15 protein-coding genes are annotated in these 14,651 nt (G+C 69.1%); 5 read left to right on the forward strand and 10 right to left on the reverse strand.

Features of this window, described 5'->3' with window-relative positions:
- Window positions 1-167: 167 nt before the first annotated feature.
- On the reverse strand, window positions 168-479 hold the full coding sequence (locus WS95_RS03985; RefSeq protein ID WP_006479035.1) for a hypothetical protein: 312 nt from the start codon (window positions 477-479) through the stop codon (window positions 168-170).
- Between the two features lie 307 nt (window positions 480-786).
- Window positions 787-1,086 carry a hypothetical protein gene (locus tag WS95_RS03990; protein ID WP_034204838.1) on the reverse strand — a complete coding sequence of 100 codons (300 nt, stop codon included), beginning with the start codon at window positions 1,084-1,086 and terminating at the stop codon, window positions 787-789.
- Between the two features lie 138 nt (window positions 1,087-1,224).
- On the opposite strand from WS95_RS03990, the gene WS95_RS03995 reads away from it, so the two are divergent.
- From WS95_RS03995 to WS95_RS04005, 3 genes are all read left to right on the forward strand, one after another.
- Complete coding sequence (locus WS95_RS03995) at window positions 1,225-1,473, forward strand: hypothetical protein (RefSeq protein WP_034204839.1); 249 nt, start codon at window positions 1,225-1,227, stop codon at window positions 1,471-1,473.
- Window positions 1,474-1,842: 369 nt separating this feature from the next.
- A complete protein-coding gene (locus tag WS95_RS04000) occupies window positions 1,843-2,274 on the forward strand; it encodes a CBS domain-containing protein (RefSeq protein ID WP_034204840.1) in 432 nt (143 codons plus the stop codon).
- A gap of 105 nt (window positions 2,275-2,379) precedes the next feature.
- Window positions 2,380-2,883: a PRC-barrel domain-containing protein gene (locus WS95_RS04005; RefSeq protein ID WP_034204841.1), complete on the forward strand. Its 504-nt coding sequence runs from the start codon at window positions 2,380-2,382 to the stop codon at window positions 2,881-2,883.
- A gap of 22 nt (window positions 2,884-2,905) precedes the next feature.
- Here WS95_RS04005 and WS95_RS04010 read toward each other — a convergent pair whose 3' ends face one another.
- The 4 genes from WS95_RS04010 to WS95_RS04025 form a co-directional block, all read right to left on the reverse strand.
- Complete coding sequence (locus WS95_RS04010; protein WP_059822411.1) at window positions 2,906-3,532, reverse strand: DUF4142 domain-containing protein; 627 nt, start codon at window positions 3,530-3,532, stop codon at window positions 2,906-2,908.
- Between the two features lie 32 nt (window positions 3,533-3,564).
- Complete coding sequence (locus WS95_RS04015) at window positions 3,565-4,110, reverse strand: hypothetical protein (protein ID WP_059822413.1); 546 nt, start codon at window positions 4,108-4,110, stop codon at window positions 3,565-3,567.
- A 79-nt stretch (window positions 4,111-4,189) separates the two neighbouring features.
- Window positions 4,190-4,600 carry a BON domain-containing protein gene (locus WS95_RS04020; protein WP_034204844.1) on the reverse strand — a complete coding sequence of 137 codons (411 nt, stop codon included), beginning with the start codon at window positions 4,598-4,600 and terminating at the stop codon, window positions 4,190-4,192.
- A 70-nt stretch (window positions 4,601-4,670) separates the two neighbouring features.
- Window positions 4,671-6,653, reverse strand: coding sequence for a hybrid sensor histidine kinase/response regulator (locus tag WS95_RS04025; RefSeq protein WP_059822415.1), 1,983 nt, complete (start codon window positions 6,651-6,653; stop codon window positions 4,671-4,673).
- Window positions 6,654-7,114: 461 nt separating this feature from the next.
- Here WS95_RS04025 and WS95_RS04030 point away from each other — a divergent pair, with 461 nt between their 5' ends.
- Entirely contained in the window at window positions 7,115-8,092 is a 978-nt protein-coding gene (locus tag WS95_RS04030; RefSeq protein ID WP_257139574.1) for a sigma-54 interaction domain-containing protein, read from the forward strand.
- A 36-nt stretch (window positions 8,093-8,128) separates the two neighbouring features.
- Here the strand turns inward: WS95_RS04030 and WS95_RS04035 are convergent, their stop codons facing one another.
- Both WS95_RS04035 and WS95_RS04040 read right to left on the reverse strand, forming a co-directional pair.
- Complete coding sequence (locus tag WS95_RS04035) at window positions 8,129-9,928, reverse strand: methyl-accepting chemotaxis protein (protein ID WP_059822419.1); 1,800 nt, start codon at window positions 9,926-9,928, stop codon at window positions 8,129-8,131.
- Between the two features lie 202 nt (window positions 9,929-10,130).
- On the reverse strand, window positions 10,131-10,385 hold the full coding sequence (locus WS95_RS04040) for a DUF3562 domain-containing protein (RefSeq protein ID WP_034204847.1): 255 nt from the start codon (window positions 10,383-10,385) through the stop codon (window positions 10,131-10,133).
- A gap of 529 nt (window positions 10,386-10,914) precedes the next feature.
- Here WS95_RS04040 and WS95_RS04045 point away from each other — a divergent pair.
- On the forward strand, window positions 10,915-11,355 hold the full coding sequence (locus WS95_RS04045; protein ID WP_059822421.1) for a hypothetical protein: 441 nt from the start codon (window positions 10,915-10,917) through the stop codon (window positions 11,353-11,355).
- Window positions 11,356-11,782: 427 nt separating this feature from the next.
- Here the strand turns inward: WS95_RS04045 and WS95_RS04050 are convergent, their stop codons facing one another.
- Together WS95_RS04050 and WS95_RS04055 are read right to left on the reverse strand one after the other, a co-directional pair.
- The gene (locus WS95_RS04050) at window positions 11,783-12,718 is read right to left on the reverse strand and encodes a universal stress protein (RefSeq protein WP_034204849.1); all 936 of its coding nucleotides are present in this window, start codon (window positions 12,716-12,718) and stop codon (window positions 11,783-11,785) included.
- 211 nt (window positions 12,719-12,929) lie between these two features.
- Window positions 12,930-14,312 (reverse strand): amino acid permease, encoded by a 1,383-nt coding sequence (locus WS95_RS04055; protein ID WP_059822423.1) that lies wholly within the window; start codon window positions 14,310-14,312, stop codon window positions 12,930-12,932.
- Window positions 14,313-14,651: the final 339 nt, after the last annotated feature.

A 14,651-nucleotide genomic window follows, 5' to 3' on the forward strand; every position in this document is an offset into this window, starting at 1 on the left:
GAAAGCGCGTCGCGCTTCAGCGGCTGCAACAGTCGGCAGCCCGCTGCGCGAACGTAGTGTGCGCTGAATTAACGGACATCCTACGCGACACGCGTGCGGACGCAAAGCGCCCGTTGTGGACGGGCACTTTGCCGGGATCCGGCATGCGCCGGCGGATGATTGCGGAATCAGAAACGCTCGACGTGATAGTCGCCGGCGAGCGCGGCCGGGCTGCGCGTCGACATCATTCGCGAGAATCCGTCCGCGAGCCGGCCGAGCGCCAGCTGTTTCTGGCTCGCGTCCCAGTGCGTATAGGTGTCGTACGCGGCATCGTCGAACGAAACGGTGACGGCGACCGGGCGGCCGCTGGCGCGAAAGCCGATCTGCAGCACGCCGCCCGGCAATTCCTCGATGTGATAGTGCAGCGAACGCGATTCGAAATAGCGGCCCAGTACCTGAGCGATCGCGCGCTTGTCCGGCGATTGCACGTGAATGTCCATGACGGTCCTCCTTTCAATGTTCGCGCGGCCGGTGGTGGCGCACTGCCCCCGTCCGGCGTCCGCATCGGCGGCGGGTTCGACGGCGGATCGCCTTGCGGCAGCCCGTCGGGCACGGGCGGGTCGACCGGGTCGTCGTGCCCGGGCGGCGGCGGATCCGGATCGACGTCGGGTGTCGTCGGTTCGGGGCGGTGCAGCATGGATGGCGTATTCATGTCACTCCTGCGCGACGGCGCGCGCATGTCGATGGCGAAGCGAGCCCCCGCAAGCGTCGTGCCCGCTGTCGCGCCGTGCCCCGTGGCCGTGGGATTCAGTCGTCGTAGGCGGCCATGACGAGCCACATCGTGCGCCCCTCGGCACGCAGTTGCACGGCAAGCGCGAACGGATCGGACGGTTCGCATTGCGCGACGAGCGCCTGCTGCGCGCGCTCCGGGCCGTCGTAGACGGTGTCGTTCAGCTCGCGTACTTCGTCCTTGCCGTCGAACATGCGCCGCTCCGGCCGATAGACCCGCGATTCGCGCTTCCACGTGTCGAAACGCTCGCGCACGTGGCCGAAATCGCCGCCGCATACGTTCGCGTCGTAACGTATCCTTTCTTTGGCTGCATTCATCACGATGTCCTCTCGTCCATACCGGCCCCGTGCACGTCGTACCCGCATGCCCGGCCGGTTCTCGCGGTTTGCAAGCGCCGTGCCGCGGCCGTCGCGGGTACGGCGCTTGCGCCTTCTCATCGACAAGGAGGTTCGACCATGACCGTTCACGACCCCGGCCGCCGCGACGCCGTGTCACCGGCTGCCGGACTGCTCCGGCTCGCCACGTCGCGTCCGCCGTCCGAAGACAGGACGGAGGAGCGTATCGACGAAGGGCTCGAGGAGACGTTCCCGGCCAGCGATCCGCCCGCCGTCGGCGGTGCGACGCGTATCGACCCCGCCAAGCCGTCCGGCGAGCGCGAACGGCGCGCGCCGCACGTCCCTTCCCCGCCCCGCGATCACGGCTGACGGCGGCACCCGGCACGCGCTGCGTGACAGCGCACCCGCGCGCCGGCCCACTCAGGAGCGATCGATGAAAGTCCTTGAACGCAGATGGCATGAAGTAAGCGGCGCGGCCGGCGTCGCGGCGCTGGCCGCGATCGAAAGCGCGGTGGTCCTCGCAATCGTCACGATGACGGGCATCGGCCACTGACGTCCCGCGCCGACGGCCGCGGCTGTCGCCGTGGAAGATGTACAAGCAGGCTGGCAAATTTCTCCGTCGCCGGCTATCCGGCGCAAGCCCGTCATCAGCGTGCAGAGGCCTTGGGGCCCGACGTGTGCGCGTCGCGCGGCACGCGTGGTGCTCCCGCGTCGTCCCCGCTCACGAAGGAGACGTCCATGTATCGCGTCAACGAGATCATGTCGCGCGACGTAGTGTGCGTCGCGCCGACCGACACGATTCGCCATGCCGCCGAATTGATGCAGCGCTTCGACATCGGCGTGCTGCCCGTTTGCGACGGCGCCGAACTCGTCGCGATCGTGACCGATCGCGACCTGGCGGTGCGGGCGCTGTCGCGCGGTCATTCGCCCGACACGCCCGTGCAGGCGGTCGCGTCCAGACCCGTGCAATGGTGCGTCGAGGACGACGGCGTCGGCGATGTCCAGCAGCGGATGGCCGACGTGCAGTTGCACCGCTTGCCGGTGCTCGACCGCCATCTGAAACTGGTCGGCATGGTGTCGCTCGGCGACATCGCGACGCGCGCGGGCGGCCCGGCGCGCGACGAGCTGGCCAACACGCTCGAGGACGTATCGCTGCCGCGCCGCCGCTGACCGGCGTTCCCATCCATCATCCCGCGCGGCCTGCCGCCCGGGCGCAATGCCCGCGCAACGAACTTGCGCGCGGGCCGGGTTGCCGCTTCGATCAGGAGGTTTTCGATGACAACGGACAAACCGTCGCGCGACGCCGCGCGCATCGTCGGCACGAAGCCGCATACGGCCGTGGGCGGCCCGGGTCCCGACGTGATGGCCGCCCGCACGCTCGAAGGCGATCGCGTGCTGACGCTGGACGGCGCCGACATCGGCAAGGTCGCTCACATCATGCTCGACGTGCGCGCCGGACGGATCGCCTATGCGGTCGTGTCGTCGGGCGGCCTGCTCGGGATCGGCGACAAGCTGCTCGCGGTGCCGTGGAACGCGCTGGTCCTCGATGCCGAGCGCGAATGCTTCGTGCTGCCGGTCGACACGGCGCGTGTGCGCGAGGCGCCCGGCTTCGACAAGAGCCGGTGGCCCGCGATGGCCGACCCCGAATGGGCCGAAGCCCTGCATGCGTACTACGGCCGTTCGCCGTACTGGCTGATCGAGGAAGGCGAAACGGCGCTCGATTCGCCGCCGTACGAGGCGTCGCCGGGCGGCCCCGAAGACGGCACGCGGCAGCACTGAAGCCTGCCGGCCGGCAAGCGGTTCACTGCGCGGCGGCCACCGCCTTCGCGAGTTGCCGCGCGGCGCTCAGGTGCGCGTTCAGCGTCGGCAGCGTGCGGGCCGCGAATGCGCGAAGCTGCGGGTCGCGACCGTCTTTCGCTTCGGTTTCGTAAAGCCGGACCGCCGCTTCGTGCGCGCGAGGCCCCGCCAACGCCACGTACGCCGTATCGAACGCGGGCCCGTTCTTCGCGCGCAATGCCGTCACCGCCGGATCGACGAGCATCCGCGTCTGGACCGGTACGCCCTTTTGCGCGCCGATGTGCCGCAATTCGTCCGCGATACGCGCATGGTCGTCGACCATCCGGCGGGCGAAGGCCTTCACCTGCGCGTTCGACGAGCGATCGAGCGCGAGCTGGCCGGCCTGCCGTTCCACCTTGCCGATCATGCCTGCCTTGTCGACGAACTCTGCGTCGATGCCGATCGGCCGCTGGGTCATGCCGGCCTCGTCGGCGGTCGGACCGGGGCGCACGACGCCCGGCGCGACCTGCGCGGACGAAGCAGGCGGCGCCTGCGCACGCGCGAGCGCGAACGTCAGCGCGCCCACGGCGGCAGTCAGGACGATTGCCGCCGAGCGGCGCCCGCGTTGCTTCATCCGGTTCGGTTTCGTCATCTGGCCTCCGTATCGGACAACGGAGCGGGCCGTCACGCGGGACGATGGGCCGACGTGAAGAAATCGGTCCATTCGCCGTTGCGCCATGCGCCCTCGGTGCGCTCCACCGATAGCGCACCGGCGGCGAGCATCGTCCGCTCCGCGAACGCGATCGTGCGCCGCGTCACGTGCGCGGCCAGCACGACGCCGTTTTCGCATTGCTTCAGCGCGCCATGCCCCTCCGGCGCATCGCCGCGCATCCGGCCGAGCGCGCCGCACAGCGCGCCGACGTACCCGCCGACGAGCGGCACGCCGATCCACGCGAGCGGGGAATGAAGACCGCCCAGATAGAGCAGCGCGGCCCCGGCGAGCCCGACGATCGCGCCGATGGCCACGCCTTCCAGCGCGCCGATGCCGCCCGGCCGCGCGGCGGAGTCCGCATAGACGTCGCCGCCGAGCCAGAACAGCGCGTGCTGTCCGGGCGGATTGAGAAAGAAGACCTTCACGTCGTCCCGATGCATGGCGTGGCCGCGCAACTGCTCCGCGCAGCGTTCCGCCTGCTCGAGCCGCGAGAAACGGCCCGCGATGATGGTGTCCATGTCGAACCTCCTGCCCGGTGACGCGCAGGACCGCGGGCGCGCGACGCCCGATCGGCCCGGCGCTGGCCCGCGCATCACGTTACTTCCGGCGGATCTGCAGCTTGTCGCGCACGCCGCTCACGCCGCTGACGTCGTGCGCGACGCGGATCGCGGTCGCGCGTTGTCGCTCGTCGGGCACGTTGCCCGTCAACTCGACCACGCGGTCGCGAACCTGCACGTCGATGTCGCCGGAGGCCAGGCCGCGTTCGGCGACGAGCGCGGCCCTGACGCGAGACGCGAGCGTCGCATCGCGGATCTGCCCGCCGACGGCCGACGCCTGGCTCGCAAGCTTCGCACGGGTGCCCTCCTCGGCCGATGCGTAGCGGGGTGTCGCGATCCATGCACACGACAGCATCAGTATGCTCGCGATCGGCACGACCGGCGTCCTGCGTCCGGTGCGTGCCGGCGCGTTGCCCGTGCCGTCGCGCCGCGTGCTTTTCGTTGGGTCCATCGCGTCTCCTTTCTCGTATGCGGCCGGACGGCCACGCGACCGCGCCGCGTATGCGTCGGGGTATGCGCCGCTACCGCTCGCGCGGCTTGCCGTCGCCCACGTCGTCCGGCACGACGTCGACGATCACGCTCGCGAGCGTCGGCATGTCGACCGGCTTGCACAGATACGCATCGAACCCGGCGGCCATCACCCGGCGCCGGTCGGCCTTGCCTGCATGCGCGGTCACCGCGACGACCGGCAGATGTTCGCCGCCGTTCGGCAAATGCCGGATCCGGTCCAGCAGCCAGTAACCGTCGCCGTCCGGCATCGCGAGATCCGACAGCACGACGCTCGGCTGCTGCCGCTCCACCGCGTCGAGCGCGTCGTGCCCCGACCGGGCGGTCGATACCTGCGCGCCCATGGTTTCGAGCGCTGCCGCGAGACTGGTCCGCGACGTCGCGTCGTCGTCGACCACCAGTACGCGCTGGCCGTCGAGCGCGACCGTATCGGCCTTGTCCTTCGCCCGCGACGGCTGCTCGACCGGATCGTCGGTGTCCCAGCCCGCGGGCAGCGTCACCGTGACGGTCGTTCCGCGCCCGGCGCCCGCGCTCGTCGCGACGACCTCGCCGCCGTGCAGCTGCGCGATGTTGCGCACGATCGACAGGCCGAGCCCGAGGCCGCGCCTGGGAGACGTGAACGCACCCTCCGGCCGGCTGAACGTATCGAACAGGTGCGGCAGGTATTCCGGCGCAATCCCTTGCCCGGTGTCGGAGACCGACAGCCGCACGCGCTCGCCCGCGCGGGTCAGCGACACGTCGATCCGCCCGCCCGGCGGCGTGAACTTGATCGCATTCGACAGCAGATTCGACAGGACCTGGCGCAGGCGCTCGCCGTCCGCCGGGATCACGCAGGCCGGCATCGCATACGACGTCGACAGCACGAGCCCGTTCGCCTGCGCCGTCGCGTCGAGCTCGCGCGCGGCGTCGCGCACGATCCGCACGAGATCGACCGGCACGCGTTCGAGGCGCAGCCGGCCGGTCGCGAGGGACGATGCGTCGAGCAGATCGGCGACCATGTGCGACAGCGACCGCGCGCTGCGATCGATCGCGTCGACCGCCTGCTGCGCGAAGCCCTGGCCGTCGGCGTTGCGCAGGACCTCGACCCAGCCGTAGATCACGTTCAGCGGCGTGCGCAGTTCGTGCGACACCGTCGCCAGCAGCTCGTCCTTCAGCCGGTTCGACGTGTCGGCCTGCATGCGCGCGTCGCGTGCGCCGCGCAGCGAGCGAAGGTTGTGGCGTTCGTTGCGGCGGCGTTCGCCCGCTTCGCGCAGCGTCAGCGACAGGCCCGCGCTGCGGCCCTGCGCGTCGACGATCGGCGAGGCGACGAAGGTGGCGCGAAAACGGCCGCCGTCGCGACGCACGCACAGTACGTCGAGCGGCCCGACCGGCTCGCGCAGGTCCGCGAACGACGCGGGCACCGCATGCCGGCGCAGCCAGCGCGGCGCGATCATCGTGACGAGGTCGCGTCCGTTCGCCTGGGCCGTATCGATGCCGAAGATTCTTGCCGCGGCCGGGTTCCAGCTGGTGATCCTGCGCTCCACGTCGGTCCCGACGATCGCATCGGGCGACGCATCGACCACGCGGCGCAGGAGCTCGGTGTCGAACCCGTCGGCGACGGACGACGGCTCGCGGTGCGGCGGGTACGGACCGCCGTCGTCGTCATCGATCTCGCGCAAACGATCGTTCGCCAGCAGCGGCTTCACCGTCGTCACCAGCACGCATTCGACGAAACCGATCGCGACGAACGCGCCGGCTTGCGCGAGCAGCGTCGCCAGCGGCGCGTCGCGCCACCACAATGCGGCGATCACGCCGACGCTCGCGGCGGTCGCGACAAGGCCGCCGGCGAGCGACGTCAGCCATGCGGCGGCGGCCACGCCGGCGTAAAAAGGCAGCGGCGCAAACGGCGCGTGCTTGCCGACAGCCTGAATCGCCCACGCCTGCAGCGCGGACGCCACCCCGACGGCCAGCACGATCCATGCACCCTGCCGGAGCAGCTCACGGGTCATAGTCCTCATTGCATCCTTGCATCGCGCCGGCTCCCGTCGGGTGCGGGGGGATGCCGCGTTTCGACCATCCGGCATCCCGTCGAGCGCGCCGGGCGAGCAGGAACGCGCCAGCAAACGACGTACCCGACGCTGGCCGGGGGGCGCGTGCGCGGCAACGCATGGCCGCGCCCTATGCCTGCATCGGCGGCGGGCCGGACAGATGCGGGGGGCGGCATCGCCGCGCGCACCGCCGCACCGTATCGACGACCGCTTTTTTTCATCGGATGTCTGTAAAAAAGTGCGGGTCGCAACGCGGACGCGGCGTCGCGTCGACGGCGCGCGAACGGCCCGATGGCCTGTTTCTGTCGGTCATGTCGCGCACATTGGAATTTTCTATTCCGCGGCACCTTCGCCGTCGTTTCGCTGTCGATGATAAATATTGCAATCAACGGAACCTGCGATGCCGTTTTTCAAAACGGCCGCCAATGCCTATGGGTGAATCCGCAAACCGGACGAAGCAGCGCGCGGACAGTCGCCGGCTGTCCGGCCGGTCCGCCGCGATGCGCACGCTGCTCGGCCGTATCGAGAAAATCGCGCCGACCCGCGCGAGCGTGATGATTGCCGGCGAAAGCGGGGTCGGCAAGGATATCGTCGCGCGGCGGCTGCACGATCTCAGCGCGCGGCGTGACGGCCCGTTCGTGCCCGTGAACTGCGGCGCGATTCCGCCCGAGCTTGCCGAGGCGCAATTGTTCGGGCACGAGAAAGGCAGCTTTACCGGCGCGACCACGCAGCGCGAAGGGTTCTTCGAAGCCGCGCGCGGCGGCACGCTGCTGCTCGATGAAATCGCGGAAATGCCCGCGGCGCTGCAGGTGAAGCTGCTGCGGGCGATCGAGTCGAATACGATCGTGCGCGTGGGCGGCACCGAACCGATTCCGCTCGACGTGCGGTTCGTGTCGGCCACCCGCCACAATCCGGCCGACGCCGTGCGCGACGGCCGGCTGCGCGAGGACCTGTTCTACCGGCTCGCCGCATTCGCGATCTACGTGCCGCCGCTGCGTCAGCGCGACGGCGACGTCGAGACGATCGCGCAGGAATTCATCGACACGCTGAACGAGCGGCATCGCTCGCACAAGCGGCTGACTGATGCCGCGATCGCCGCGTTGCGCGCGTATTCGTGGCCAGGCAACGTGCGCGAACTGCGCAACACGATCGAGCGCGCGTACCTCTTGTCCGACGAAGGCATCGAGATCGCGTTGCCGAAGCAACCGATGCCGGCCGTCGACAGCACGTCGGAAGGCGCGATGGCGCTGCCGCTCGGCGCGACGCTGCACCATGCGCAGCAGCGCTTCATCGTGGCGACGCTGCGTCACTTCGACGGTAACAAGCCGCGTGCGGCCAAGGCCCTCGGCATCAGCCTGAAGACGCTCTACAACCGGCTCGCGCTGATGCGCGACCAGGGCGGCTCGTGAGCATCGCGGCCCGCAGGCTCCGGGCCGCCGGCCGCGTCAAGCGACCTTGAACTGCCCGACCGTCGTGGCCAGCGCGTTGGCCTGCGACTGCAGCGCGGTGGCCGCCGCGGTCGACTGTTCGACGAGCGCCGCGTTCTGCTGCACCATTTCGTCGAGCTGGCTGACGGCGCGGTTCACTTCCTGGATGCCGCGCGTCTGCTCGTTCGCCGCGTGCGTGATCTCGGAGATGATGGTCGTCACGCTCGACACGTTCGACACGATCTCGCGCATCGTGTCGCCGGCCTGGCGCACCTGCCCCGATCCGGCCGACACGCTCGCGACCGTCGATTCGACCAGCACCTTCACTTCGCGCGCGGCCTGCGCGCTGCGTTGCGCGAGGCTGCGCACTTCCTGTGCGACGACCGCGAAGCCGCGGCCCTGTTCGCCCGCGCGGGCCGCTTCGACGGCCGCGTTCAGCGCGAGGATGTTGGTCTGGAACGCGATCCCGTCGATCACGCCGATGATGTCGCCGATCCGGCCCGACGCTTCCTCGATCTTCCCCATCGTCGCGACGACGTCCGACACGACCACGCCGCCGTGCGACGCGATCCGCGACGCGGCCGCCGCACGTTCGTCGGCCTGGCTCGCGGCTGCCGCCGACTGGCCGACGGTCGCGGTGATCTCTTCCATCGACGCCGCGGTTTCCTCGAGGCTCGCCGCCGCCGATTCGGTACGCGACGACAGGTCCTGGTTGCCCGCCGCGATCTCGTTCGCGGCCGTGCGCACCGATTCGCTCGCATCGCGGATCTGGCGCATCACGTCGTTCAGCTTGTCGACGAAACTGTTGAACGAGCGCGCGATGTCGGCAACTTCGTCGCGGCCGTCGGCCGGCAGGCGCTGCGTGAGGTCGCCGGCGCCCGAGCCGATCGCGGCCATCGCCTGACGCACCTGCGACAGGCGGCGGAACGCGGTCGCGGTGAGCGCGCCGATGATCAGCGACGCCACGCCGACGATCACGATCAGCGTCATCAGCGACGCGGTCAGCAGCGAACGCATCCCGGCCGTCGCTTCGGCCTTGTCGAGCAGCACCAGCGCGTACCAGTCGGTGCCCGGCACCGGTTTCGCGCGCACCAGCTTCGCGTCGCCGCCGACGCCGACCTCGACCGGCGAGCTCGCCGCCGCGATCGATGCAACCCCCAGCGCGCCGAGTTCGGGCGATACGTCGGCGACCGGCTTCAGCGTGAGCTTCGCGTCCGGGTGCGCGACGACGTGGCCGCTGCTGTCGATCAGCATCCCGAAGCTGGCCGGCGTCGGACGGATCGACTTGACGTTGGCGATCACGCTGTCCATCGACACGTCCGCGGCGACGACGCCCTTCAGCGCGCCGTCGCGCAGGATCGGCACCGCGAACGTGACGACGAGGTTGCCCGTGCCGGCATCGACGTACGGCGGCGTGACGACCGGCTTGCCGGCCTGCGCGGCCTGCTTGTACCACGGCCGGCCGGTCGGATCGTAGTCGGGCGGGATGCCGGTCGGGTCGGAGAAGTGGAACGTCTTGTCGGCGTAGCCGGCATAGACGTTCGTGAAGCCGCCGGCCGCGGCCATCTGCTTGAACACCGGCAGCGGATCGGGCGTTAGCGCGGCATCCTGCAGCGACGCGATCATCCGGCTGCGGGTGGCGACCCAGTCGGCGATTCCGACCACGTGGCCGCTGGCGACCGAGGTCAGGTTGCGGTCGATCGCGTCGTCGTTGTACGAGCGCGCGATGAAATAGTTGATCAGCGTCGTGGCGACGAGCGCGAATACGACGATGGCGACGCACGCGGCGAGGATGCGGGCGCGAATGGACGAGAACATGGCAACGACTCGGTAAGGGAGCGGGAACGCCCGGTGGACGAATTCACCGGGTAAACGGCAAATCGCGCCGCTTACTTGAGGTCGTTGTGACAATTCGTTGAAACGTATGACGAAACCCGTCGGCGACCGTCGGCGGATCGTCAGGATGGCCGGGTTCGACCGGCGTGCGTCGCGCCGGTCCCGGCGCCCCGGCCGCTACCTGCTACAGCCGATGCCTCGGACGCGGATCGGCGTCCGCGGGCGTGTCATCGGCCCGGGTGTCGCGATCGAAATCGTCCTTCTGGCGCATCCGTTCGCGCAGGTGCCGGATCGCGAATACGTGGATGTAGTCGTGCACGCGCGCATCGGACGACAGCGCGCGCACTTCGTCGTCGAGCATCGCACGCAGCTGATCCGCGCCGATCGCGCGCCGTTCGGCGGCTTCCTTGAGTGAATCGAGCAAATTGTCCTTGGACATCGACAGACTCCTGACGGTCGAGGAACGAAAAAGATGACGGTACCGGAAGCTTAAAGACTGGATAGACGCGCGGCGTACGATGCGCCGACGCGTGTTTGCGCACGATCAACGGCACGTTGCGTGCCGCCGTGTGGATCCGTTTCCGAATCGTCCGCGCAGTGTTCGCGGTGCACGTGGCCCGCGAACGTCACTGAAACCCTGCCACGCCCCCCGAGGCGCGGCACTGGCGACGGGCAGCGGTGGAACGCCGCACGACGCCGATGCAGTGGGGAAACTTAGACCGTCCGAAATCATGCGTCAAGCGCGCTGCCATTCGTCGGACGAACGCGTCGGATCGGCCGATCCGACGCCGCGCGTGTCAGCGGATTCCGATACGCGTCGCGCAATTTCCTGACAGCGACTTCAGCGCGCGCCGCTTGGCAGTGCGCCCTCGCCACACGATACTGATCACATGAACCAGGCGTTCATACCGGACATCGCTCAGCCGGCCGTCGAGCCGGCGCGCGGGGTTCGGCGCAGGAGACCAACCATGGCACATCGCAACTCACCGGGCCGGGACGGCCAGCGGCGCGCGTCGGGCAACGCGCGCGCCCTGCTTTCGGCCCGCACCGCGTCGGCCGGCATCCGTCCGGCCGACGACCTCGACATCTTGCTCGCGCTCGCACGCGAGGCCGGATTACTCGTCACGCTCGACGGGCAGATCGGCCGCGAAAAGTATCAGAGCGTCGTGGGGTCGGTCCTCGCTTTGCAGCGGTTCGCCGCGGCACTCCACGCGCGCCACGCGGCCAACGCACCGGCCGGCTCGGAGCCGCGTCGCAAGGCCCGCCCCGGCTGGCCGCATGCGAATCGTTTGCGCAACCGCACGTGCAGCGCAGCATGCGCACCGCTCCATGTCGTGCGTCCGCATGCACGGGTACGACGCGGCACAGGCCGCCGGCACGACCTGCGATCGATTCTTCGTACGCTCTGACCGGCGCACGGAAACGACGCGCGGCACCGGGCCGCGCAATGGTTGCGCGCACGATGGCGCGCCGCTCGACGCGGCCGCCTTCGACATCATTCCTGCGAGGAGGTGAATTCGACGGGGCCACGCGGAAAGCGGACGGGGTGACTTGCACCCCGCCCGTCCTCCAAGGCAACCGTCGGTTGCCTACCCTCGTGCCAGAGAGTTCCGGGTCGGATGACGCGCCGGACAAACACGCGGCGCCGCTCCTGAAAACGATGTGACGGCGGCGAGTGCGGCAGCGTTCGCTTCCTGCATGCAGGCGCGGTCGGGAATCGCACGTGCACGACGGGCCAGCCGCATCGCCGGACGTTTCGTCACTGTCTCACGCGATGTGCGCTGCGTTTCTGATGCAGGTCAATCCAAACCCGCTTCGAGCGCGACGGCGCCGAATTCATTCCGCGCTACGCACCAGCAGCACGGGCACCTGTGCGAGATGCGCGACGCGCCGCGCGACGCTGCCGATCAGCCAGGCGGCGATGCCGCGACGGCCATGCGTGCCGACCACCAGCAGCTCCGCCCGCCAGTGCACGGCATCGCGCATCAGCGCATGGGCCACGTCGTCGCTGGTCGGACGCGTTTCGACGATGCCGCGCTTGGTCGGATTGCCCGTCGCATGGAGCAGCGGGCCGACCTTCGCGAGCGCATCCTCGCCTTCCGCGCGGTACGCATCCTCGAGCGCGCGCACCGGCACGACGTCGGTCAGACGAACCGCGCGATCGATCACGTATGCCGCATACAGCAACGTTGTCGGCGCCGCGAGGCCGAGCCCGACGCTTACCGCGTGCAGCGACGGCTCGCTGCCGTCGACCGCGAACATCAGCCGCTGCAGCGCGCCGTCCGACGGCCGTGCATACGTGCCGGGCACGATCAGCAGCGCACAGCGCGCGCGTTTCGTCAGCGTGTCCGACATCGCGCCTTCGATGAGCCGCAACAGCCCGTGGTGCGGATTCGCGCCGATCGCCAGCACGTCCGCGCGCCACGTCGACGTATCGTTCACCAGTGCGTCCGCCACCGAGCCGCCCGTGACCGACGTATCGACGACCGTTCGCTCGACGTCGACGCCGCTGTCGGCGAACAGCGCCGCGATCCGCTCGCAGGTGGCGTGCGCTTCGCGCATCATGTCCTCGCGCGCCGACGTCAGCAGCGCGTCGATGCGCGGAATGTCGGGCAACACGAGGCGCGGATTGTCGATCGCGCACATGATGCGCAATCGCATGCCGGGACGCAGCAGCGTGCGCACGTAACGTGCGGCGGTCAGCGATTCGGGCGTCGGATCGACGGCCAGCGCGATCCGCGCGAGCGTCGGGATGGACTGGGCAGGCTGCATGGCGAAGGTCTCCGTGCGTGCACGTCGTCGCCGAACGACGACGGGGGCTTCGCGCGGCAGCGGCGTTGCCGCGTCGAACCGCTGCCGTGGCTGCAGGATCGGCGGGCCGTCACGCGAAGCGCGGACAAGCAATGCGTTCGTTCAGCATAGGCCGTCCGGCCCGCGCGTGCATGATCGCGATCAACGATCGCGCGGCCCCTGACTGCGCCGCTTACGACTTCGTCGGCATCGACGCGGCCGGACGGTTCGCGTAGAACAGCGCGTACGCGATGCCGAGCAGCACGATCCACACCGGTCCGATCACGAGCGCGACGCGCGTATCGGGCGTGAACGCCATCAACACGACGACCAGCACGAGAAAGCCGAGCGCGACGAACGAACCGAGCGGATAGAACGGCACGCGGATCGGCAGGCGCGCGATCTTGTCGGCCGACAGCGTGCGGCGAAAGCGCATCTGCGCGATCAGGATCACGCACCACGTCCAGATCGCGCCGAACGTCGATACCGACGTGAGCCACGTGAACACGTGCTGCGGTGCGAGATAGTTGAGCAACACGCCGATCAGCAGCAGCGCGACCGACACGGCCACGCCGTACACGGGCACCCCGCTGCGGTTCACGCGACCGAGCGCGGCCGGCGCCTGACCCTGCTGCGCGAGGTTGTAGAGCATCCGCGCGGTGCTGAACAGGCCGCTGTTGCACGACGACAGCGCCGCGGTCAGCACGACGAAGTTGATGATGCCCGCGGCGGCCGGAATGCCGAGCCGCGAGAACGTCATCACGAACGGGCTGCCCTGCGTGCCGATCCGGTCCCACGGATAGAGCGACATGATCACGAACAGTGCGCCGATGTAGAAAATCAGCACGCGCCAGAACACCGAATTCACGGCCTTCGTCAGCGACTTCTCCGGGTTGCGCGCCTCGCCGGCCGTGAGGCCGAGCATCTCGACGCCGAGATACGCGAACATCACGATCGGCAGCGCGGCGATCACGCCGTCGATCCCGTTCGGCATGAAGCCGCCGTGCGACCACAGGTTCGAGATGCCAGTCGCGATACCGCCGTTGCCGATGCCGAACGCGATCATCAGGCCGCCGCCGACGATCATCAGCACGATCGTGACGATCTTGATCAGCGCGAACCAGAATTCGAATTCGCCATACAGCTTGACCGCGATGAAGTTCACCGAGCCCATTGCCAGGAGCGCCGCGAGCGCCCAGATCCAGTTCGGCACGCCGGGGAACCACATGTGCATGTAGACGCCGACCGCCGTGATTTCCGCCATGCAGGTGACGATCCAGACGAACCAGTAGGTCCAGCCGGTCAGGTAACCCGCGAGCGGGCCGAGGTAGTCGCGCGCATAGCGGCTGAAGGCGCCGGCGACCGGGTTGGTGATCGCCATCTCGCCGAGCGCGCGCATGATCAGGAAGATCGCGAGGCCGCCCAGCAGGTAGGTCAGCAGGATGGCCGGGCCGGCCGTGCGGATCGCGGTGGCCGAGCCGAGGAACAGGCCGACGCCGATCGTCGCGCCGAGCGCCATCAGGTTGATGTGCCGTTCTTCCAGCCCGCGGTGCAGTTGGTCTTCTGGTTGTTTCAAATTCGTCTCCTGGCGGCCGCGAGCGAACCGCCGTCATTGTGTCGATGACAATGCGCGACCGCTCATGCCGATTTCGGCAGCCGAAAACGAAATAATCCCCGTTGTCGATTTCCGAATGAGAAACGACACGGATGCCGCGTCAATTCGGTTGGAATTGCCGCGGATTATCCGTATTTCCCGGAACAATCCGGATATACGGATAGGGCCTTTCACGGAATACACCCGGCCGACCCGCGCGACGCGGCTGTGCGCGTGACGAGCGGCAACGGGATTTCATCGCTTTCGGCGCGAACGAACGCGCGTCGAAGGTGCGCAATCGAGCGCACGCAATATGCAGGC

Source organism: Burkholderia sp. MSMB1826 (assembly GCF_001526325.1).
Lineage (GTDB): Bacteria > Pseudomonadota > Gammaproteobacteria > Burkholderiales > Burkholderiaceae > Burkholderia.

What these genes read in the sequence shown, in the direction of transcription:
- WS95_RS03985 (WP_006479035.1), bottom strand. Translation starts at nt 479, where the DNA reads ATGGACATTCACGTGCAATCGCCGGACAAGCGCGCGATCGCTCAGGTA.
- WS95_RS03990 (WP_034204838.1), bottom strand. Translation starts at nt 1,086, where the DNA reads ATGAATGCAGCCAAAGAAAGGATACGTTACGACGCGAACGTATGCGGC.
- WS95_RS03995 (WP_034204839.1), top strand. Translation starts at nt 1,225, where the DNA reads ATGACCGTTCACGACCCCGGCCGCCGCGACGCCGTGTCACCGGCTGCC.
- WS95_RS04000 (WP_034204840.1), top strand. Translation starts at nt 1,843, where the DNA reads ATGTATCGCGTCAACGAGATCATGTCGCGCGACGTAGTGTGCGTCGCG.
- WS95_RS04005 (WP_034204841.1), top strand. Translation starts at nt 2,380, where the DNA reads ATGACAACGGACAAACCGTCGCGCGACGCCGCGCGCATCGTCGGCACG.
- WS95_RS04010 (WP_059822411.1), bottom strand. Translation starts at nt 3,532, where the DNA reads ATGACGAAACCGAACCGGATGAAGCAACGCGGGCGCCGCTCGGCGGCA.
- WS95_RS04015 (WP_059822413.1), bottom strand. Translation starts at nt 4,110, where the DNA reads ATGGACACCATCATCGCGGGCCGTTTCTCGCGGCTCGAGCAGGCGGAA.
- WS95_RS04020 (WP_034204844.1), bottom strand. Translation starts at nt 4,600, where the DNA reads ATGGACCCAACGAAAAGCACGCGGCGCGACGGCACGGGCAACGCGCCG.
- WS95_RS04025 (WP_059822415.1), bottom strand. Translation starts at nt 6,653, where the DNA reads ATGAGGACTATGACCCGTGAGCTGCTCCGGCAGGGTGCATGGATCGTG.
- WS95_RS04030 (WP_257139574.1), top strand. Translation starts at nt 7,115, where the DNA reads ATGGGTGAATCCGCAAACCGGACGAAGCAGCGCGCGGACAGTCGCCGG.
- WS95_RS04035 (WP_059822419.1), bottom strand. Translation starts at nt 9,928, where the DNA reads ATGTTCTCGTCCATTCGCGCCCGCATCCTCGCCGCGTGCGTCGCCATC.
- WS95_RS04040 (WP_034204847.1), bottom strand. Translation starts at nt 10,385, where the DNA reads ATGTCCAAGGACAATTTGCTCGATTCACTCAAGGAAGCCGCCGAACGG.
- WS95_RS04045 (WP_059822421.1), top strand. Translation starts at nt 10,915, where the DNA reads ATGGCACATCGCAACTCACCGGGCCGGGACGGCCAGCGGCGCGCGTCG.
- WS95_RS04050 (WP_034204849.1), bottom strand. Translation starts at nt 12,718, where the DNA reads ATGCAGCCTGCCCAGTCCATCCCGACGCTCGCGCGGATCGCGCTGGCC.